Source organism: Achromobacter sp. JD417 (assembly GCF_041879325.1).
Lineage (GTDB): Bacteria > Pseudomonadota > Gammaproteobacteria > Burkholderiales > Burkholderiaceae_B > Achromobacter > Achromobacter mucicolens.
On sequence record NZ_CP087159.1, the window covers coordinates 2498523 to 2518043 of the forward strand.

A 19521-nucleotide genomic window follows, 5' to 3' on the forward strand; every position below is an offset into this window, starting at 1 on the left:
CCCAAAGGCAGACGCCGATGGGGCAGCCAACCCGCCAGGCGGGCGCGGTGCTGGGGGTCAACCCCATTCTTGTCTTACACTTTCGTCGGATTGTTCTTCGGGATATCACCTATGAGCAGCAGGGCATACAAACGGGTTCTTCTCAAACTTTCCGGCGAGGCGCTGATGGGCGACGATGCATTCGGCATCAATCGCTCCACCATCGTCCGTATGACCGATGAGATCGCTGAAGTCGCCGCCGCAGGCGTCGAATTGGCCATCGTCATCGGCGGAGGCAACATCTTCCGTGGCGTCGCCCCGGGTGCGCAGGGCATGGACCGCGCCACCGCCGACTACATGGGCATGATGGCCACCATCATGAACGCGCTTGCGCTGCAAGACGCGCTCAAGCACAAGGGTATCGACACCCGGGTACAATCCGCGCTGAATATCGATCAGGTCGTCGAGCCCTACATCCGGCCCAAGGCCTTGCGTTACCTCGAAGAGGGCAAGGTCGTGATCTTCGCCGCGGGTACCGGCAATCCCTTCTTCACCACCGACACGGCTGCGGCACTGCGCGGCGCCGAGATCGGCGCGGAGATCGTGCTGAAGGCCACCAAGGTGGATGGCATCTACAGTGCGGATCCCAACAAGGATCCCACCGCGACGCGTTACGCGCGCATCAGCTTCGACGAGGCGATCGTTCGCCGCCTTGAAGTCATGGACGCCACCGCCTTCGCGTTGTGCCGCGACCAGAAATTGCCGATCAAGGTGTTTTCGATCAATAAGTCCGGCGCGCTCAAGCGAGTCGTGAGCGGCGAGGACGAAGGCACGTTGGTACACGTTTAAAGAAAAGGAAATTCCATGAGCGCAGCAGAAATCCGCAAATCCGCCGAAGCCAGGATGGCCAAGTCGCTTGATACGCTCAAGACCAACCTGGCCAAGATCCGCACGGGCCGCGCCCACACCGGCATCCTGGACCACGTGCAGGTCGAATACTACGGCTCGCCCGTGCCGGTCGGCCAGGTTGCCAACGTGAACCTGGTCGATGCCCGCACCATCAGCCTGCAGCCGTACGAAAAGCACATGGCCGGCCCGATCGAAAAGGCCATCCGTGAGTCGGACCTGGGCCTGAACCCCATCTCGATGGGCGACACGATCCGCGTTCCGATGCCCGCGCTGACCGAAGAACGCCGCCGCGACCTGACCAAGGTCGTGCGCAGCGAAGGCGAAGACGCCAAGATCGCGGTGCGCAACCTGCGCCGTGAGGCCAACGAAGCGCTCAAGAAGCTGGTCAAGGACAAGGAAATCTCCGAGGACGACGAACGCCGTTCGCAGGACGACGTCCAGAAGCTGACGGATCGCGCCGTCGCCGACATCGACAAGATGGTCGTCCAGAAAGAAGCCGAAATCATGACCGTATAATCCCAACACGCCGCGCGGCGCCGCTTTGTCGCGGCCCGCGTGGCGTCAGGATTTCGTTGCACATGCGCCGTCCTGTCCATTGCCTCGCGGTACTTCCTCGTAGCGATGGAAACGACGGCGCAGGTTTTTTCCCGTATTCGTGTCTTTCGCCGGTCCGCCGCGCGCAGCCCCCAAACTAATGGCAACAAGTTCGACTCAGGTGGTTCCCGATATCCGCGACATCCCCGAGCACGTCGCTATCATCATGGATGGCAACGGCCGCTGGGCGACGCGGCGTCTGCTGCCTCGCACGGCCGGGCATGCCAAAGGCGTGCAGGCCGTCCGCCGCGTGGTCGAGGCCTGCGGTCGCGCGGGTGTGCGCTACCTGACGCTGTTTGCGTTCAGTTCGGAAAACTGGCGCCGTCCGGCCGAAGAAGTCTCGCTCCTGATGCGCCTGTTCGTGCAGGCGCTCGAGCGCGAGGTCGGCAAGCTGCAAGAGCAGGGCGTGCGCCTGCACGTCATCGGCGACCTGAGCGCCTTCGAGCCGCGCCTGCGCGAGCTGATCGCCGCTGCGCAAGAGCGCACCGCACATAACGACAGGCTGCACCTGACCGTCGCCGCCAACTACGGCGGCCGTTGGGACATCCTGCAAGCCACCCGCGCCATGCTGGCGGCCGAGCCCGACCTGGCCGCGCACCCAGAACGGGTGGACGAGGAGCGTCTTTCCAGGCACCTTTCCATGGCATGGGCCCCCGAGCCCGACCTGTTCATCCGCACCGGCGGTGAGCAGCGCATTTCCAATTTCCTGATCTGGCAGATGGCGTACGCGGAGTTCTACTTCACGGACCGCTACTGGCCGGATTTCGGCGCCAATGAACTCATGGCCGCCTTTGATTGGTACCGCACGCGCGAGCGCCGTTTCGGCCGCACCAGCGCACAAGTCAGCGAAGCGGCTGCAAAGTAAGCTGAACGCGACGCGCGCGTCTTTCCAGGCTGCACAAGAGGAGACCGTCACATGCTGGGCCAGCGTATCGTTACCGCCGTCGTTTTGTTGGCCATTCTGGCCGCCGCCATGGCGAGCGCCAATCCCTGGTGGTTCGTCGCGCTGCTGGCCCTTGCGGCCGCGTGCGCCAACTGGGAGTGGCTGCGCCTGACGCTGCCGCAACCTCCTTCCCCCCTGATCTCCATCGGTGTCGCCGTCCTGCTGTTCGCTGGCATGCTGGTGCTGACGTCCGCCTGGCTGGCGGGTGACCGGACCGGCGCGGGCGATCCCGGCTGGGTGCTGCGCTACCTGGTGCCGGCCGTGTCGGCCGTCTGGCTGTTTGCCGGCGTGGCCGCCGTGGTGCGCGGGCGCGCCGACGCGCCGCCGGCCAGTCTGGCGTGGTCGGTCTTCTCCGTCCCGGCCGCGTTTGCCGCCTGGGCGGTGCTGGCGCAGATGTACGTGGCGCGCGGCGCCGTGTTCGTCGTGTCGCTGCTGGCCCTCGTCTGGGTGGCCGATATTGCCGCTTACTTTGCCGGCCGGGCCTTCGGCAAGCGTAAACTGGCTCCGCGAGTGAGTCCGGGCAAGACCATCGAAGGCGCCATTGCCGGCGTCCTGGGCGCGGTGGTGTGGATCGGGCTGTCCAGCTTGTGGGACGGCACCTTCGGTCACGCCCTGGTGGAACGCTGGACTTTCTGGATCGCCCTGCCGATCGCCGCGGTGCTGGGCGTGCTGTCCATTGTGGGAGACCTGTTCGAGTCGCTGCTCAAGCGCCGCGCGGGCCGCAAGGATTCCAGCACACTCTTGCCTGGCCATGGCGGCGTCTATGACCGGATCGATGCGATTCTTCCCGTCGCGCCGTTCGCGCTACTTTTGTCTGGAGTCTTGTTTTGACGGCTTTTCAACGTGTCGTCGTGCTGGGATCGACCGGTTCGATTGGTGAAAGCACGCTGGACGTGATTGCCCGCCACCCGCAGCGGATGGCAGTTTACGCGCTTTCGGCCCACAGCCGGATGCAACGGCTGGCCGAGCAGGCGCTGGCCAGCCGCGCCGCGGTCGTCGTGGTGCCCGACGCCGCTGCCCGCCAGAAATTCATCGATGCCTGGACGGGCGGGCAAACCATGCCCGAAATCCGCGTGGGCGCACAGGCGCTGGCCGACACCGCCGCAGACTCGCAGTGCGACACCGTGATGGCTGCCATCGTGGGTGCCGCGGGCCTGCCTTCGGCGCTTGCCGCCGCGCGCGCCGGCAAGCGCGTGCTGCTCGCCAACAAAGAGGCGCTGGTCGCCGCCGGCACGCTTTTCATGCAGGCCATCCGCGACAACGGCGCCGAATTGCTGCCCATCGACAGCGAACACAACGCCATCTTCCAATGTCTGCCGCACCAAGGCCGTGCCGATGCGCCGCAGCAGCCGGCCAAGGGCGTGCGCCGTTTGCTGCTGACTGCGTCGGGTGGGCCTTTCCGCGGCCGCGACCTGGAAGACCTGCACGACATCACCCCCGAGCAGGCCTGCGCCCACCCCAACTGGACCATGGGCCGCAAGATCTCCGTCGATTCGGCCACGATGCTGAACAAGGGGCTTGAGGTCATCGAAGCGCACTGGTTGTTCGCGATGCCGGCCGATCGGATCGACGTGGTCGTGCACCCGCAGAGCGTCGTGCATTCGATGGTCGAGTACGACGACGGTTCTGTGCTCGCGCAGCTGGGTCAGCCCGACATGCGCACGCCCATCGCGTACGGCCTTGGCTTTCCCGACCGCATCGAGAGCGGCGTAAGCCCGCTGGATTTGACCCGGCATGGCCGCTTGGACTTCGAAAAGCCGGATCTGACCCGCTTTCCGTGCCTGGCGCATTCCTTTGCCGCGATGCGGGCGGGGCAGGGCGCCTGCGTGGTGCTCAATGCGGCCAACGAGGTGGCGGTTGACGCATTTCTGGACGGGCGGCTGGCCTACACCTGGATTCCGCGGGTCATCGAGGCTGCGCTCGAGTGGCAGGCGCGGCAAGCATCTGTTACGCTCAGCAGTCTTGACGACGTACTTGCGCTTGACGCCGAGGCGCGCGCCTTTGCGGGCAACCTCGGACTGGCCTGATGGCGGGCCGCGATTGCCTCTGCGTTTGCCTCTGATTTCCTAGATTCCGACCCCATGCTTTTCACCTTGCTGGCCTTTGCGGTAGCGCTCGGCTCACTGATCATTTTCCATGAGCTCGGGCACTATTGGGTCGCCCGCCTTTGCGGTGTGAAGGTCCTGCGTTTCTCGGTGGGCTTTGGCAAGGTCATCCTGCGCCGCACCGACCGGCACGGCACCGAATGGGCGGTATCCGCGCTGCCGCTGGGCGGCTACGTCAAGATGCTGGACGATGCGCCGCCAGGGGCCTCGCCGGCCGTGGCGGCTTCCGCATTCAACACCAAGCCCGTGGGCCAGCGCATCGCCATCGTGGCCGCTGGCCCCATCTTCAATCTGATCCTCGCGGTGTTCCTGTATGCGTGCCTGAACATGGCCGGCACCGAGGAACCCGTCGCCATCATCGCGCCTCCCGCGGCCGAGACCCCCGCAGCGCGGGCTGGCCTGTTGGCCGGCGACCGGATCCTGGCCATCGATGGCCAGGAAGTTGCCTCGTGGTCCGACGCCCGTTGGCGCCTGATGGACGTCATGTCCACCGGCGGGCGGGCCAGCATCGAGGTCAGCACGCCGTCCGGCGCCGTCCAGCGGCGCGAACTCGATCTTCCCCCCAACACGATGGACCCGGCCGAAGGCGACCCGCTTGCCGCGGCCGGCGTGCGTCTGGCCCAGCCCAAGCCCGCGGTACGCGCGGTGATCGACGGCGGAGAAGGTCAGGCCGCCGGCCTGCGCGCGGGCGACCTGGTCGTGGCCGTCAATGGCCAGCCGGCGCCCGACACCGGCGCGCTCGTCAAGCAGATCCAGGAAAGCGCCGGCAAGCCGCTCGCCCTGACCGTGGTCCGCGATGGCGCCAACGTCACCCTGAACGTCACGCCGCGCCCTGAAGTCGTCAACGGCCAGGAAATCGGCCGATTGGGCGTGCAACTGGGCGGCAACGTGCCGATGGTGACCGTGCGCTATGGCGTCTTCGACAGCCTCTGGCGCGGCGCCGTCCGCACCTGGGATACCGCCTGGTTTTCGCTGCGCATGATGGGCCGCATGGTGACGGGCGACGTGTCGTGGCGCAATGTGAGCGGTCCGGTCACCATTGCGGACTACGCCGGCCAGACCGCCCGAATCGGGATTGTTGCGTATATCGCCTATATCGCATTGATCAGTATCAGCCTGGGCGTTTTAAATTTGCTGCCTATTCCTATGCTGGATGGTGGCCATCTGCTGTACTATCTCGTCGAAATTGTGCGGGGCAGCCCCCCGCCCGCAAGATGGATCGACATCGGACAACGCGCCGGCATAGGCATATTGGCAAGCCTGATGGGGCTTGCGCTGTTCAACGATTTCACGCGTTTGTTCACTTGAACGCCATTTAGCATAAAATCCCCCGCCATTTGCACGACCGAGGATACTCAAGGATGTCTTTTCGCCGGATGTTTCAACACAAAAAGGGTGTACTGCCGGGTCTCGTAGCCGCGCTGATGTTGCCGGCCTTGGCCCACGCCTTCGAACCCTTTGTCGTGCGGGATATCCGCGTAGAGGGTATTCAACGAACCGACGCCGGCACCGTCTTTGGTTATCTTCCTGTCAAGGTCGGCGAGAAATTCACCGAAGAAGAAGCCACCGAAGCCATCCGCCGTTTGTATGGCACGGGCTTTTTCACCGACGTTCAGATCCAGACGGACAATAATGTCGTCGTCGTGGTCGTTCAAGAGCGTCCCACCATCGCGTCCGTTAATTTCAACGGCATGCGCGAATTCGATTCCAAGGCCATCACCACCTCGCTGGCGCAAGTCGGTTTTGCGGAAGGCCGCATTTTCGACCGCTCCATGCTCGAGCGCGCCGAATACGAATTGAAGCAGCAGTATCTGTCCAAGGGCAAATACGGCGTCGAAGTCACGTCCACCGTCACGCCGCTGCCGCGTAACCGCGTCGGCGTCAGCTTCGACGTGTTCGAAGGCTCGGTTGCCCGCATCCAGGAAATCCGTTTCGTCGGCAACAAGGCCTTTTCCGAAAGCGACCTGCTGGACGAATTCAAGCTGACCACCCCCGGCTGGCTGACCTGGTACACCGATACCGATAAATACTCGCGCGAAAAGCTCGAGGGCGACCTCGAACGCCTGCGCTCGTTCTACCTGGACAAGGGTTACCTTGAGTTCTCGGTCGAGCCGCCGCAGGTCACCATTTCGCCGGATCGCCAGGACATCCGCATCACGATCACCGTCCACGAAGGCGAGCCCTACAAGGTGCGCAGCGTCAAGCTGGCCGGCAACCTGCTGGGCCTGGACAAGGAAATCAACGACCTGGTGCAGATCAAGGCAGGCGAAACCTTCTCGGCCGCCAAGACCAACGATTCCGCCAAGGCGATCACCGACTACCTGGGTGAGCTGGGCTACGCGTTCGCCAACGTCAACCCGAACCCGCAACTGGACCGCGCCAAACACGAAGCCGATCTGACGTTCTACGTTGATCCGAGCCGCCGCGTTTACGTGCGCCGCATCCAGATCGGCGGCAACACCCGTACCCGCGACGAAGTCGTGCGCCGCGAAATGCGCCAGCAGGAAGCCGCCTGGTACGACGCCGCCGACATCAAGACCTCCCGCGATCGCGTGGACCGTCTGGGCTATTTCAGCGACGTCAATGTCAAGACCGATCCGGTCCCGGGCTCCCCTGACCAGGTCGACGTCAACGTCGACGTGAAGGAAAAGCCCACCGGCATGATCAACCTGGGCGTGGGCTACGGCTCGTCCGAAAAGGCGATTCTGTCGGCCGGTATCAGCGAAGACAACGTCTTCGGCAGCGGCACCAACCTGACGCTGCAACTGAACACCAGCAAGACGAACCGCGCGGTGGTGCTGTCGCATACCGATCCGTACTGGACCAAGGACGGCATCAGCCGCACCACGTCGGCGTACTACCGCGTGACCGAGCCCTGGAACAACAACGACGGTGACTACCGCGTCAAGGCCCTGGGCCTGGGCATGAACTTCGGTATCCCGATTTCGGAGTACGACCGCATCTTCCTGGGCGGCAACTTCGAACGCAACCAGATCGACCTGTACAACAACTCGCCGGCGGCCTACGAGAATTTCGTCGATCAATATGGCGATTCGACGAACTCGGTGATCCTGAGCGCCGGCTGGTCCAAGGATACGCGCGACAGCGCGCTGGCGCCGACCAAGGGTTCGTACACGCGCCTGAAGGCCGACGTGTCGACCATCGATCTGCAATACACGATGCTGACGGCGCAACAGCAGTATTACGTGCCGCTGGGCGGCTCGTACACCCTGGCGCTGAACGGCATGGTCGATTGGGGCCAGAGCTACGGCAGCAAGGATTACCCGGTCATCAAGAACGTCTATGCCGGCGGTATCGGCACCGTCCGCGGCTACGAAGGCTCGTCGCTGGGTCCGCGCGACGTCAAGACGGGCGATTACCTGGGCGGCACGCGCCGCATCGTGGCCAACGCCCAGCTGTACCTGCCGTTCCCGGGCGCCTCGAAGGATCGCACCCTGCGCTGGTTCATCTTCAGCGACGCCGGTCAGGTGTCGGCGGGCAGCGGCCTGTCCTGCACCCGCGGCCGCGACAACACCGAGGTCGAGGATCCGTGCGGCTGGCGTTTCTCGGCCGGTATCGGCCTGTCTTGGCAATCGCCGATGGGCCCGCTGCAGCTGTCGTATGCGCGGCCGCTCAATTCCAAGCCGGGCGACGACAAGCAAAGCTTCCAGTTCCAGATCGGGACGGGATTCTAAGCGAGGCGTTACTCTTGAAAACAAGGGCGCGGCCCCCTGGTCCAGCGTCCTTGCTGTTTAGTGGCACAATACACACTTTGGCTTTGCCTTACTGGAAGGTGAGATTTTCATGATGTCTGATTTCGCACTTAAATCATCGAAGACGCTGGGCGCCAAGCGCCGTGGCAAGCTGGGCGGCTCCATTGCCCTGGTGGGTGCGCTCATTCTCGGTTCGGCTGCCGCGATCCCCGCGCAAGCGCAAGGCACCAAGATCGGTTTCGTCAATACCGAACGCATCCTGCGCGAATCGGGTCCGGCCAAGACTGCCCAAAGCAAGATCGAAGCCGAATTCAAGAAGCGCGACGACGAACTCCAGCGCCTGAACAACAGCCTGCGCTCGCAAGCCGAGAAGTTCGACAAGGACGCCCCTGTCCTGTCGGAATCCGACCGCGTCAAGCGCCAGCGCGAACTGGCCAACCTGGACACCGACCTGCAGCGCAAGCGCCGCGAGTTCCAGGAAGACTTCAACCGCCGCCGCAACGAAGAATTCTCGGGCATCGTGTCCAAGGCCAATGACGCCATCAAGCGCATTGCCGAACAGGAAAACTACGACCTGATCATCCAGGACGCGGTGACGGTCAACCCGCGCATCGACATCACCGACAAGGTGATCCAGAGCCTGGGCAAGTAAAGCGATACCCGTCTAGTCATGCCGGTTTTACTGGATCTTGCCCGCGCGCCGACACTCGAAGCACTGTTGAGCGCCGCCAATACCCAGGGTATGGACTGGCGTATCAGTGCGGTTCCCGGCGCAGACCCCATGCGGGTCTGCGGCATCGGGACCCTGTCTTCGGCCGGCCCCCAGGAAATCACTTTCCTGTCCAATCCCCGTTACCAAAGCCAGCTTGGCGCAACCGGAGCGGGGGCGGTCATCGTCTCCACCGACGTCGCCGAGGCGCTCGAAGCCCAGGGCAGCGACCGCCCGCCATTCGCGCTGGTCGTCTGCAAGCATCCCTATCTGCTCTACGCGCGCGTCGCGCAGTGGTTCGACACTGCCCGCAGACCCGCCTTGCCCGCTGAAACCCATCCCTCCGCCGTGGTTGCGCCCGACGCGATCATCGAAGACGGCGTGCGTATCGGCCCGAACTGCGTCGTCGAACCCGGCGCGCGCATCGGACGGGGCACGGTGCTGGGTCCGGGTTGCGTCATCGGCGCCGGATCGTCCATCGGGCCCGACGGCCGGCTGCATGCCAACGTCACGCTGTATGAAGGCGTCAAGATCGGCGCCCGGGTCATCCTGCACAGCGGTTCAGTGCTGGGGGCCGATGGTTTCGGCTTCGCGCCGGATCCTTCGCTGGGCAAGGGCGCCTGGGGCAAGATCCCGCAGTTCGGCGGCGTTTCGCTGGGCGATGACGTCGAAATCGGCGCCAACACCACCGTCGACCGCGGCGCCCTTGAAGACACCGTCCTGGCGGACGGCGTGAAGCTCGACAACCAGATCATGATCGGCCACAACTGCCGCATCGGCGCACATACCGCGATGGCGGCCTGCGTGGGTGTGGCGGGCTCGACCACCATCGGCGAGCGCTGCACCATCGGCGGCGCCGCGATGCTCTCGGGGCATCTGGTGCTGGGCGACGACGTGCATATCTCGGGCGGCACGGCAGTGACGTCCAATATTTCCAAGCCTGGCCGCTACACCGGGGTCTTCCCGTACGCGGAGCATGGCGAATGGCAGCGCAACGCCGCCGTGATACAACAGTTGGCGCAATTGCGCCGCCGCGTGCGCACGCTGGAAAAGGACTAGGGCGCGTTCGCCGCCCTGGCGCGCCCGCGCCGCCACATTATTTAATTTCGCAGGAACGCATAGAAAAATGGAACTCGACATCAAGGGGATCATGGAGAGGCTGCCGCATCGCTACCCGATGCTGCTGATTGACCGTGTCGTGGAAATGGTGCCTGGCAAGTCCATCGTCGCCATCAAGAACGTCTCGATCAACGAGCCGTTTTTCAACGGTCACTTTCCTCACCATCCGGTGATGCCGGGCGTGCTCATCGTCGAAGCCATGGCCCAGGCCTCGGCGCTGTTCTCGTTCACGGACGAGAACGGCGGCCTCAAGTGCGAAGGCGCCAAGACCGCCTATTACCTGGTCGGCATCGACGGCGCGCGCTTTCGCCGCCCCGTCGTCCCGGGTGACCAACTGCGCATCGAGGTCGAAGCGGAACGCCTGAGCCGCAGCATCTGTAAGTATCAAGCACGCGCGACGGTCGACGGCCAGGAAGTGGCTTCCGCCAAGCTGATGTGCGCGATTCGCAGCCTGGAAGAGTAAATGGCAGGAAACATCCATCCCACCGCTGTTGTCGATCCGGCGGCAAAAATCGACCCGACCGTCGTCATCGGCCCGTTCGCAGTGGTGGGGCCTGATGTGACCATCGGTGCGGGGACCGAAATCGGCCCGTACTGCATGATCGACGGTGTGACCACCATCGGTCGCGACAACCGCTTCTATCGCTATTGCTCCATCGGCGGCATGCCGCAGGACAAGAAGTACGCGGGCGAGCCGACGCGCCTGACGATCGGCGACCGCAACACGGTGCGCGAATTCGTCACGCTCAATACCGGCACGACGCAGGATGGCGGTGAAACAACGTTGGGCAACGACAACTGGATCATGGCCTACGTTCACGTGGCCCATGACTGCCATATCGGCAGCAACACGATCCTGGCCAATTCGGTGCAGCTTGGCGGCCACGTGCACGTGGGCGACTGGGCGATCATCGGCGGCCTGACCGGGGTGCACCAGTTCTCGCGCGTGGGTGCGCACACCATGACGGGCGGCAACAGCTCCCTCATGCAGGACACCCCGCCTTTTGTGCTGGCGGCCGGCAACCCGTGCCGTCCGGTGGGCATCAACGTCGAAGGCCTGAAACGCCGCGGTTTTTCCGCGGCCTCGATTTCGGCCCTGCGCGAAGCCTACAAGATCATCTACCGCCGGGGCCTGCCCCTGGACGCGGCGCGCGCCGAACTGCGTGAACGCCAGCAGTCTATCCCTGAAGCCGCGGAGCATCTGCAGACGCTGCTGGACTTCCTGGACGTCGCCTCCCGCGGCATCATCCGCCCATGAGCACTCGGATCGGCATGGTGGCCGGCGAGCCTTCGGGCGACCTGCTGGCCGGACGCATCATTGCCGGTCTGCAAGCGCGCGACAGCGGCGTGCGCTGCGAGGGCATCGGCGGACCGCAGATGCAGGCGCGAGACTTCGACGCCTGGCATCCGATGCACGCGCTGACCGTGTTTGGCTACGTGGACGCGCTCAAGCGCCTGCCCAGCCTGCTGGCCACCTACCGCGACGTCAAGCGCCGCTGGCTTGCCGAGCCGCCGTCCGTCTTCGTGGGCATCGACGCACCCGACTTCAATCTGCGGCTGGAGCACCAGCTTCGCCAGGCGGGCACGCCGACGGTGCATTTCGTCGGCCCCTCGATCTGGGCCTGGCGCTACGAGCGCATTCACAAGATCCGCGAATCGGTCTCGCACATGCTGGTGCTGTTTCCGTTCGAGGAAGAGATCTACCGCAAGGAACGCATACCGGTGACGTACGTGGGCCATCCGCTGGCAGGTGCGGTGCCGATGCAGCCGGACCGCTCGGCGGCCCGCGCGCGCCTGGGCATCGATCAAGACGCCCGTGTGCTGGCCATCCTGCCCGGCAGCCGGTCCTCCGAGATCCGTCTGCTCGCGCCGCGCTTTCTGCAGGCGGCCCAGCAACTGCTGAAGAAGGATCCGGCCCTGCAGTGCATCGTGCCCATGGTCAATGACCAGCGGCGGGCCGAGTTCCTGGAAATCCTGGCCCAGTATCCGGTGCCCGGTCTGCGCTGCGTCACCGCACACGATCTGCACGGCGAGGGCGGGGACCGCAAGGCGCCGGTGGCCTGGTCCGTCATGGAAGCCGCCACGGCCGTCCTGGTCGCAAGTGGCACCGCCACGCTGGAGACGGCGCTGTTCAAACGGCCCATGGTCATCTCCTACGTCCTGTCGCCCTGGATGCGGCGGATCATGGCGTGGAAGTCTGGTCAGCAGCGCCCGTACCTGCCCTGGGTGGGCCTGCCCAACGTGTTGCTTCGCGACTTCGTCGTTCCCGAGCTTTTGCAGGACGACGCGACGCCCGATAAACTGGCCGAAGCGACCTGGCAGGCGTTGACCGACGACGCCCTGATCGCCCGCGTGGAGGCCCGTTTTACCGCCATGCACCAAGACCTGTTGCGCGATACGCCGGCGCTGGCCGCGCAGGCGATCCTGGAGGTGGCCGATGGAGCAGCCTGAGCTTTTCGTGGCGCCGGAGCAGCCCGCGCTGCTGACCGCCGGCGTCGACGAGGCGGGCCGTGGCCCGCTTGCCGGCGAGGTCTACGCGGCGGCGGTCATTCTGGATCCGTCACGCTTCATTGACGGCCTGGCCGACTCCAAGGTCCTCACCGCCGTGCGCCGCGAGGAACTGGCGCTGCAGATCAAGGAACAGGCGCTTGCCTGGTGCATCGCCAGCGCCACGGTAGCGGAAATCGACAGCCTGAACATCCTGCGCGCCACCATGCTGGCGATGCAGCGCGCGGTGCAGGGCCTGGCCACCGTGCCGCAACTGGCGCTGGTCGACGGCAATCAGGCGCCCAAACTGCGCTGCACCGTGCAGACCGTCATCAAGGGCGATGCGCTGGTGCCGGCAATCTCGGCCGCCTCCATCCTTGCCAAGACTGCGCGCGACGCCGACCTGCTTCGCCTGCACGCCCTGTATCCGCAATACGCGTTCGACCAGCACAAGGGTTACGGCACGGCGCTGCATCTGCAACGGCTGCGCGAGCACGGTCCGTGCGCCGAACACCGGCGCAGCTTCGCGCCCATCAAGGCCTTCGGCCTGGTTTCATGAAGCACATCAGTTCCCGGGACAACCCGGCGGTCAAGGCGCTGGTCAAGTTGGCCGGCACCGCGGGCAAGCGTGGCGCCCCGGTGCTGCTGGATGGCGTGCACCTTTGCCAGGCATGGTTGCAGCACCACGGCGCGCCGGATCGGGCGATTTTCGACGTGGACCGCCTTTCCCAGCCGGACATCGCGGCGCTTGCCGCGGCCGTGCCGGACAACGTCAGCCTCGCGCTGGACGCGCGCCTGATGCACGCCGTGGCCGCCGTCGAAAGCGGGCAGGGCGTCGCCTTCCTGGTCACGCCGCCGGTGCCCGCGCTGCCTGAACAGGTGGATGAAACCTGCGTGCTGTTCGACCGCATCCAGGACCCTGGCAATGTGGGCACTTTGCTGCGCACGTGCGCCGCGGCCGGCATCAAGCGGGTGTTTCTTGCCACGGGCTCGGCGGCAGCCTGGTCTCCCAAAGTGCTTCGCAGCGGCCAGGGCGCGCATTTTGCCCTGCATATCCACGAGCATGTCGATCTCCAGGCCTTGCTGCCGCGCTTGCGTGTGCCACTGGTGGCGACGGCGCTGGACGGCTCGCGCGACCTTTACGCGGACCGCCTGCCTGAGCGGTGCGCGTGGGTGTTCGGGCATGAGGGCCAGGGTGTGGCGCCCGCGCTGCTGGCCGCTGCCAGCCTGAAAGTGCGCATAGATCACGACGCCGCCGCCGTCGAGTCGCTGAATGTCGGCGCCGCCGCAGCGATCTGCCTGTTCGAGCAACGCCGCCAGGCGACCCAGCGCCATCCCGCCTGAGCCGGCGCGGGATCCCCCCGTTTTTCCACCGATTGATCGGCGAATCTGCCCCCTATACTGCCGCGCTTGTGCAACGTGGGCGGCGCACTGACGCGGCCCGCATTTCGAGCCCGGGGAGGGGACACGTGAAACACTGGATCAAACTGAGCCTGGCCGCGCTGGGTGCCGCAACCGTGCTGGCGGGCTGCGCAGGCCCCCGGTATGGCGACGTGGCGGCCAAGATCTCCGCACTGGAGCCGGGCGAAGGGCGGATCTATTTCTACCAGCCCAAGACGTCAAATGGCGACAAGGTGCCGCATCCGGCCATCCTGGTCGACAACGCCCGCGTCGGCAAATCCAAGGCAGGCCACTTCTTTTTCGTGGACCGGTCGGCCGGGACGCTCGAAGTGATCACGGCAACGGACCGCAAGGAACGCAAGGACCCGCTGGTCGTGCCGCTAGCAGCAGGGCAGACCCAATACGTCCGGGTGGACGTCGCGGGGGGCAAGCAAGTGCTGCGCCTGGAGCAGTCGCCCGACGCCGCGCAGCAAGCGCTGGCCGACTTGCGATATTGGGGCGCGGGCCGACGCGAGCGCGAAGTGCTGCGCTATTGAGCGCGGATACGTTTTGTAGATTTCTGACGCACCCCTATACTTACGCACTTCATTCGTTGCCGGGGTATCCATGGTGTCGTCGGAAGTTTCAAAAATCGCGGGCGCGGCCCGCCTGAGCAAGTTTGCCGTGTTGGCCGTCGCAGGCATGCTTTCCTTGAGCGCGTGCATGTCCGTGTCGACACAGCGGGCGAACCTGGTGCCCGTGGCGCCGGCGGACCCGGTCAACGTGATCCAGCTGTCGCGCTTGGTCACCGCCCAGCTTCCCAATGACAGCATCGCGAATCTGCCGGCGGCGTCGCAATGGCAGCGCGTGGGCGCCTTGCCGCAAGGCGACGTCTACCGGTCGCTTGGCGGCCTGTTCACGGTTCAGACGCGGCGCCAGGGAGAGGCCTATCTCGTGGCGTCCTCGGGAAAGCTCGTTGGCTTTTACCTGCCTGGTGAAATGGCCTATCTGCCATTGAACCGTCCTGTCACCCTGCCTGTGGAAATGCGTCAATGAAGATCTGGCTGAAATTGGCGGCGACGGCCGCGACCGTGGTTGCGCTGGCCGGGTGCGCTGGTCCGCAGTACCAATCCTTGCAGGGGCGCATCCCGCCAATCGCGCAAGGCGATGGGCGCATCTACTTCTACCAGCCGCAGGCGCAGGCGTCGGCCGCCGCAGTGGCGCAGCAAAAGCTGCGCGTGAACGGCGATGTCGTAGGGCGCAACAAGCCGGGCAGCTTCTTTTTCGTGGACCGCCCGGCAGGCAGTTATGTCGTGACCAACCTGTATTGGACGGGTGACGGCGTGAGTTTCAAGCTTGATCCCGGTCAGACGCGCTATGTGCGCATCAAGGCCGAATCGCTGGGCAGCACGGGCACGGTGGGCAAGCTGTCCATGGAAATGGTCGATCCGCCCGAACTCGCTGAAACCGAGCTCCTGAAGATGCGCTATTGGGGCGCGGCTTCGCCCGAGCAGGTTCCTGGCTTGCGTTAGACCCGAACCTGAAGAGAAATCCATGCAGAGCAGTTTGAAGTTGATGGCCGCCGCCGCGCTGGGCGCCGCCTTGTTGGCCGGTTGTGGCGGTCCCCGCTACAAGGACGTGGCGGGCACCATTCCCGTCATGGTCCCGGATACGGGCCGCATCTATTTCTACCAGCCGCCGGCGCCGATTGGCGTGGTGTCGAATCAACCGTATCTGCGCGTCAATGGCGTGAAGGTCGGCCGGTCCAAGCCGGGCAGCTTCTTCTACGTTAACCGTCCGGCGGGCAAGTACGAGATCGATACGCTGCGCGATGGCGAGACCCTGACGTTCGACCTGGCGCCCGGCCAGACGCGGTACGTGCGCCTGAGCATCGAGGGCGCAACCGGAAATGCCGCCAGCGTGGGGCGGCAGGACATGCGCCTGGAGGAATCCGAAAAGATTGCCCAACAGGAGATGTCGCCGCTGAAGTACTGGGGCGCGGGATCGCGAGAGCGCGTCAAGCTGCGTCCCTGAATATAAGCAGTGAACATTCGCCGGCTGACATCGCCGGCCAATCAAGGGCGCGCCTGAACGCGCCCTTTTTCTTTATCCGCGATCCAGGCCGACTTCCTGCAAGACGGTGGTCGCGATCTCTTCGATCGATTTCGTCGTGCTGGACAGCCAAGAAATGCCTTCGCGGCGCATCATGCGTTCGGCTTCCGCGACTTCGTAGCGGCATTGCTCAAGTTGCGCGTAGCGGCTGTTGGGGCGGCGCTCGTTGCGCACTTCGGCCAGGCGCTCGGGCTGGATCGACAGGCCGAACAGCTTGCCCCGGTGCGGCGCGATGGTCGAGGGCAGGGTGCCGCGTTCGAAATCGTCGGGCGTGAGCGGGAAATTCGCGGCCTTGATGGCGTATTGCATGGCCAGGTACAGGCTGGTGGGCGTCTTGCCGCAGCGCGAGACCCCGACGAGGATCACGTCGGCCTGATCGAGCTGGTTCACGAACTGGCCGTCGTCATGCGCCAGGCTGAAGTTGATGGCGTCGATCCGGTTGCGGTACTTTTCCGAGTTGGCCTGCATGTGCGAGCGGCCGATGGAGTGGCTGGATTTCAGGCCCAGCGCCTGTTCGATGTGGCTGACGAACGTGCCGAACAGATCCAGGAAGATGCCGTTCGCCTGGCGAACGCGGGCCAGGATTTCGGGGTTGACCAGGGTACTGAAAACGATGGGCGGCACGCCCGCGTCCTGGGCGCTGCGATCGATCCGCATGGCGACTTCCGCGGCCTTTTCAAGCGTGTCCACGAAGGGCAGGCGGATGGGCTTGAAATTGACCTCCTCGAACTGCGAAAGTACTGACTGGCTGAAGGTTTCCGCAGTGATGCCGGTACTGTCGGAAACGATGTATACCGTGCGTACGATAGGGGTAGATGTCATGTGTAAAAAATTCCAACCAGGCAGATGGCCGGACGTACTCCACCGAGTACAATCAGGCCCCTATAAGTCACCCCAAGGGCGGTCCAAGGCCAGTTTGGTCAGCGTCTGAAAGCGTGTCTGCACAAGCCGGAAAAAGCGTTTCTCCGGCACCCAGAACAGCGCATTTCATCCATTGACCAAACTCGCTTTCATTCCATTGTAAAAGGTGACTTCAATGTCGTATGTTGTTTTGTTCGAGCAGCTCCGCATGACGGACGTGGACTCGGTAGGAGGCAAGAACGCATCTCTTGGCGAAATGATCAGCCAGCTGTCTGGCGCGGGTGTCCGCGTGCCGGGCGGCTTTGCCACGACCGCGGATGCCTTCCGCGATTTCCTGAAGGCTTCGGGCCTGGACAAGCGGATCGCTGAACGCCTGACCACGCTGAACCCCGAAGACGTGCGCGAACTGGCCACCGCCGGTGCGCAGATCCGCCAATGGATCGTCGAGGCGCCGTTCTCGCCGGAATTCGAATCGCAGATCCGCGAAGCCTTCGCCAAGCTCGACGCCGATGGCAAGGGCTCGTTCGCCGTGCGCTCGTCCGCCACGGCCGAAGACCTTCCCGACGCCTCGTTCGCCGGCCAGCAGGAAACCTTCCTGAACGTGGTGGGCATCGACGACGTGCTGGACAAGATCCGCCACGTGTTCGCGTCGCTGTACAACGACCGCGCCATTTCCTATCGCGTGCACAAGGGCTACGCCCATGCCGACGTCGCCTTGTCGGCCGGCATCCAGCGCATGGTGCGTTCCGACAAGGGCAGCGCCGGCGTCATGTTCACCATCGACACCGAATCGGGCTTCCAGGATGTGGTGTTCATCACCTCGTCCTACGGCCTGGGCGAAACCGTCGTGCAGGGCGCCGTCAACCCTGACGAGTTCTACGTCTTCAAGCCCACGCTGGAGCAAGGCCACTATCCCATCGTCGGCCGCCGCATCGGCTCCAAGCTCATCAAGATGGAGTTCGATCCCGAGCGCCCCGAAGGCCGTGCCGTGCGTACGGTGGACGTGCCCGTGTCCGAGCGCAACCGCTACTCGCTGACCGACGACGAGGTCAACGAACTGGCCCGCTACGCCGTCATCATCGAAAAGCACTACCAGCGTCCGATGGACATCGAGTGGGGCCGCGACGGCGTGGACGGCAAGATCTACATCCTGCAGGCGCGCCCCGAAACGGTGAAGTCGCAGCAGGGCGCCAACGACGTGCAGCAGCGCTACCGCCTGAAGGCGACCGGCCAGGTGCTGATTACCGGCCGTGCCATTGGCCAGAAGATCGGTTCGGGTCCGGTGCGCGTTGTGGGCGACATCTCCGACATGGACAAGGTCCAGCCGGGCGACGTGCTGGTCACCGACATGACGGATCCCAACTGGGAACCCGTGATGAAGCGCGCCTCGGCCATCGTGACGAACCGCGGCGGCCGTACGTGCCACGCCGCGATCATCGCGCGTGAACTGGGCATTCCGGCAGTGGTGGGCTGCGGCAACGCGACCGACGTGCTCAAGGAAGGCCAGGCCGTGACCGTGTCCTGCGCCGAAGGCGACGAAGGCCGCATCTATGACGGCCTGATCGAGACCGAAGTCGAGGAAGTGCGCCGTGGCGACATGCCCGCCATCGATCTGAAGATCATGATGAACGTGGGCAACCCGCAACTGGCGTTCGACTTTGCCCAGATCCCGAACGGCGGCGTCGGCCTGGCTCGCCTGGAATTCATCATCAACAACAACATCGGCATCCACCCGAAGGCAGTCCTGGACTACCCGAACGTGGACGGCGAACTGAAGAAGGCTGTGGAATCGGCCGCTCGCGGCCATGCCAGCCCGCGCGCCTTCTTCGTCGAGAAGATGGCCGAAGGCGTGGCGACGATTGCCGCCGCCTTCTACCCCAAGCCGGTCATCGTGCGCATGTCGGACTTCAAGTCCAACGAGTACCGCAAGCTGGTGGGCGGCTCGCGCTACGAGCCCGAGGAAGAGAACCCCATGCTGGGCTTCCGCGGCGCGTCGCGCTACATCGCCGAAGACTTCGCCGAGTGCTTCCGCATGGAATGCGAAGCCCTCAAGAAGGTGCGCGATGAAATGGGCCTGACGAACGTCGAGATCATGGTGCCGTTCGTGCGCACGCTGGGTCAGGCCGAGAAGGTCGTGAACCTGCTCGCCAAGCACGGCCTGGCCCGCGGCGAAAACGGCCTGAAGCTGATCATGATGTGCGAAGTGCCGTCCAACGCCATCCTGGCCGACGAGTTCCTGCAGTACTTCGACGGCTTCTCCATCGGCTCGAACGACATGACCCAGCTCACGCTGGGCCTGGACCGCGATTCGGGCATGGAGCTTTTGGCCGCCGACTTCGACGAGCGCGACGAAGCCGTCAAGTTCATGCTGCGCCGTGCGATCAAGGCTTGCCTGGCTGCCAACAAGTACGTCGGCATCTGCGGCCAAGGCCCCAGCGATCACCCGGACTTCGCGCAGTGGCTGAAGGACGAAGGCATCCTGTCGATGTCGCTGAATCCGGACACCGTTGTCGATACGTGGCAGCGCCTGGCCAAGAACTGATTGGCCGGTGGAAACGAAAAACCCCGCGTCTTTTGGGACGCGGGGTTTTTTAATTTGCTCGTTTCTTT

The 19521-nt window shown here is 64.5% G+C and carries 20 protein-coding genes; 19 read left to right on the top strand and 1 reads right to left on the bottom strand.

The genetic code is table 11. From position 1 onward, the window contains the following. Positions 1-111 precede the first annotated feature (111 nt). The 18 genes from pyrH to LN047_RS11525 all read left to right on the top strand — a co-directional run bounded on the left by pyrH (position 112) and on the right by LN047_RS11525 (position 15972). Positions 112-828 carry a UMP kinase gene (gene pyrH, locus LN047_RS11440; protein ID WP_056316757.1) on the top strand — a complete coding sequence of 239 codons (717 nt, stop codon included), beginning with the start codon at positions 112-114 and terminating at the stop codon, positions 826-828. A 15-nt stretch (positions 829-843) separates the two neighbouring features. After that, on the top strand, positions 844-1404 hold the full coding sequence (gene frr, locus LN047_RS11445) for a ribosome recycling factor (protein WP_056316760.1): 561 nt from the start codon (positions 844-846) through the stop codon (positions 1402-1404). Positions 1405-1582: 178 nt separating this feature from the next. Then, positions 1583-2347 (top strand): polyprenyl diphosphate synthase, encoded by a 765-nt coding sequence (gene uppS / locus LN047_RS11450; protein ID WP_373981794.1) that lies wholly within the window; start codon positions 1583-1585, stop codon positions 2345-2347. A gap of 51 nt (positions 2348-2398) precedes the next feature. Further along, positions 2399-3256 carry a phosphatidate cytidylyltransferase gene (locus LN047_RS11455; RefSeq protein WP_373981795.1) on the top strand — a complete coding sequence of 286 codons (858 nt, stop codon included), beginning with the start codon at positions 2399-2401 and terminating at the stop codon, positions 3254-3256. After that, positions 3253-4452 carry a 1-deoxy-D-xylulose-5-phosphate reductoisomerase gene (locus tag LN047_RS11460; protein WP_373981796.1) on the top strand — a complete coding sequence of 400 codons (1200 nt, stop codon included), beginning with the start codon at positions 3253-3255 and terminating at the stop codon, positions 4450-4452. Before LN047_RS11455 ends, LN047_RS11460 begins: the two co-directional genes overlap by 4 nt. Before the next feature lie 54 nt (positions 4453-4506). Beyond that, complete coding sequence (gene rseP / locus LN047_RS11465) at positions 4507-5838, top strand: RIP metalloprotease RseP (RefSeq protein ID WP_142055686.1); 1332 nt, start codon at positions 4507-4509, stop codon at positions 5836-5838. A 53-nt stretch (positions 5839-5891) separates the two neighbouring features. Further along, complete coding sequence (bamA, locus tag LN047_RS11470; protein ID WP_373981797.1) at positions 5892-8225, top strand: outer membrane protein assembly factor BamA; 2334 nt, start codon at positions 5892-5894, stop codon at positions 8223-8225. Positions 8226-8334: 109 nt separating this feature from the next. Beyond that, entirely contained in the window at positions 8335-8895 is a 561-nt protein-coding gene (locus LN047_RS11475) for an OmpH family outer membrane protein (protein WP_056316777.1), read from the top strand. Positions 8896-8913: 18 nt separating this feature from the next. Further along, entirely contained in the window at positions 8914-10011 is a 1098-nt protein-coding gene (gene lpxD / locus LN047_RS11480) for a UDP-3-O-(3-hydroxymyristoyl)glucosamine N-acyltransferase (protein ID WP_373981798.1), read from the top strand. Positions 10012-10078: 67 nt separating this feature from the next. Beyond that, positions 10079-10534 (top strand): 3-hydroxyacyl-ACP dehydratase FabZ, encoded by a 456-nt coding sequence (gene fabZ / locus LN047_RS11485; protein WP_006385190.1) that lies wholly within the window; start codon positions 10079-10081, stop codon positions 10532-10534. After that, a complete protein-coding gene (gene lpxA, locus LN047_RS11490) occupies positions 10535-11329 on the top strand; it encodes an acyl-ACP--UDP-N-acetylglucosamine O-acyltransferase (protein ID WP_152384193.1) in 795 nt (264 codons plus the stop codon). Then, complete coding sequence (gene lpxB, locus LN047_RS11495; RefSeq protein ID WP_373981799.1) at positions 11326-12522, top strand: lipid-A-disaccharide synthase; 1197 nt, start codon at positions 11326-11328, stop codon at positions 12520-12522. Before lpxA ends, lpxB begins: the two co-directional genes overlap by 4 nt. Next, complete coding sequence (gene rnhB, locus LN047_RS11500; protein ID WP_152384195.1) at positions 12509-13117, top strand: ribonuclease HII; 609 nt, start codon at positions 12509-12511, stop codon at positions 13115-13117. Before lpxB ends, rnhB begins: the two co-directional genes overlap by 14 nt. Continuing rightward, positions 13114-13902: a TrmH family RNA methyltransferase gene (locus tag LN047_RS11505; RefSeq protein WP_373981800.1), complete on the top strand. Its 789-nt coding sequence runs from the start codon at positions 13114-13116 to the stop codon at positions 13900-13902. Before rnhB ends, LN047_RS11505 begins: the two co-directional genes overlap by 4 nt. Positions 13903-14027: 125 nt before the next feature. Further along, positions 14028-14495 (top strand): DUF2846 domain-containing protein, encoded by a 468-nt coding sequence (locus LN047_RS11510; protein ID WP_373981801.1) that lies wholly within the window; start codon positions 14028-14030, stop codon positions 14493-14495. 166 nt (positions 14496-14661) lie between these two features. Beyond that, positions 14662-14994, top strand: coding sequence for a hypothetical protein (locus LN047_RS11515; protein ID WP_226849033.1), 333 nt, complete (start codon positions 14662-14664; stop codon positions 14992-14994). Further along, on the top strand, positions 14991-15470 hold the full coding sequence (locus LN047_RS11520) for a DUF2846 domain-containing protein (protein WP_373981802.1): 480 nt from the start codon (positions 14991-14993) through the stop codon (positions 15468-15470). The genes LN047_RS11515 and LN047_RS11520 overlap by 4 nt, the downstream gene beginning before the upstream one ends. A gap of 22 nt (positions 15471-15492) precedes the next feature. After that, on the top strand, positions 15493-15972 hold the full coding sequence (locus LN047_RS11525) for a DUF2846 domain-containing protein (RefSeq protein ID WP_373981803.1): 480 nt from the start codon (positions 15493-15495) through the stop codon (positions 15970-15972). A gap of 72 nt (positions 15973-16044) precedes the next feature. Here LN047_RS11525 and LN047_RS11530 read toward each other — a convergent pair whose 3' ends face one another. Further along, complete coding sequence (locus LN047_RS11530; protein WP_056316802.1) at positions 16045-16872, bottom strand: pyruvate, water dikinase regulatory protein; 828 nt, start codon at positions 16870-16872, stop codon at positions 16045-16047. Between the two features lie 214 nt (positions 16873-17086). Between LN047_RS11530 and ppsA the strand changes: the two genes are divergently transcribed. Beyond that, positions 17087-19453, top strand: coding sequence for a phosphoenolpyruvate synthase (gene ppsA / locus LN047_RS11535; RefSeq protein ID WP_056316805.1), 2367 nt, complete (start codon positions 17087-17089; stop codon positions 19451-19453). Positions 19454-19521: the final 68 nt, after the last annotated feature.

Excerpts from the sequence above, each read along its gene's own strand:
- bamA (WP_373981797.1), top strand. The coding sequence starts at position 5,892 with ATGTCTTTTCGCCGGATGTTTCAACACAAAAAGGGTGTACTGCCGGGT.
- pyrH (WP_056316757.1), top strand. The coding sequence starts at position 112 with ATGAGCAGCAGGGCATACAAACGGGTTCTTCTCAAACTTTCCGGCGAG.
- lpxB (WP_373981799.1), top strand. The coding sequence starts at position 11,326 with ATGAGCACTCGGATCGGCATGGTGGCCGGCGAGCCTTCGGGCGACCTG.
- rseP (WP_142055686.1), top strand. The coding sequence starts at position 4,507 with ATGCTTTTCACCTTGCTGGCCTTTGCGGTAGCGCTCGGCTCACTGATC.
- lpxA (WP_152384193.1), top strand. The coding sequence starts at position 10,535 with ATGGCAGGAAACATCCATCCCACCGCTGTTGTCGATCCGGCGGCAAAA.
- frr (WP_056316760.1), top strand. The coding sequence starts at position 844 with ATGAGCGCAGCAGAAATCCGCAAATCCGCCGAAGCCAGGATGGCCAAG.
- uppS (WP_373981794.1), top strand. The coding sequence starts at position 1,583 with ATGGCAACAAGTTCGACTCAGGTGGTTCCCGATATCCGCGACATCCCC.
- LN047_RS11525 (WP_373981803.1), top strand. The coding sequence starts at position 15,493 with ATGCAGAGCAGTTTGAAGTTGATGGCCGCCGCCGCGCTGGGCGCCGCC.
- LN047_RS11475 (WP_056316777.1), top strand. The coding sequence starts at position 8,335 with ATGATGTCTGATTTCGCACTTAAATCATCGAAGACGCTGGGCGCCAAG.
- LN047_RS11515 (WP_226849033.1), top strand. The coding sequence starts at position 14,662 with ATGTCCGTGTCGACACAGCGGGCGAACCTGGTGCCCGTGGCGCCGGCG.
- LN047_RS11505 (WP_373981800.1), top strand. The coding sequence starts at position 13,114 with ATGAAGCACATCAGTTCCCGGGACAACCCGGCGGTCAAGGCGCTGGTC.
- LN047_RS11455 (WP_373981795.1), top strand. The coding sequence starts at position 2,399 with ATGCTGGGCCAGCGTATCGTTACCGCCGTCGTTTTGTTGGCCATTCTG.
- fabZ (WP_006385190.1), top strand. The coding sequence starts at position 10,079 with ATGGAACTCGACATCAAGGGGATCATGGAGAGGCTGCCGCATCGCTAC.
- LN047_RS11520 (WP_373981802.1), top strand. The coding sequence starts at position 14,991 with ATGAAGATCTGGCTGAAATTGGCGGCGACGGCCGCGACCGTGGTTGCG.
- rnhB (WP_152384195.1), top strand. The coding sequence starts at position 12,509 with ATGGAGCAGCCTGAGCTTTTCGTGGCGCCGGAGCAGCCCGCGCTGCTG.
- LN047_RS11530 (WP_056316802.1), bottom strand. The coding sequence starts at position 16,872 with ATGACATCTACCCCTATCGTACGCACGGTATACATCGTTTCCGACAGT.
- ppsA (WP_056316805.1), top strand. The coding sequence starts at position 17,087 with ATGTCGTATGTTGTTTTGTTCGAGCAGCTCCGCATGACGGACGTGGAC.
- lpxD (WP_373981798.1), top strand. The coding sequence starts at position 8,914 with ATGCCGGTTTTACTGGATCTTGCCCGCGCGCCGACACTCGAAGCACTG.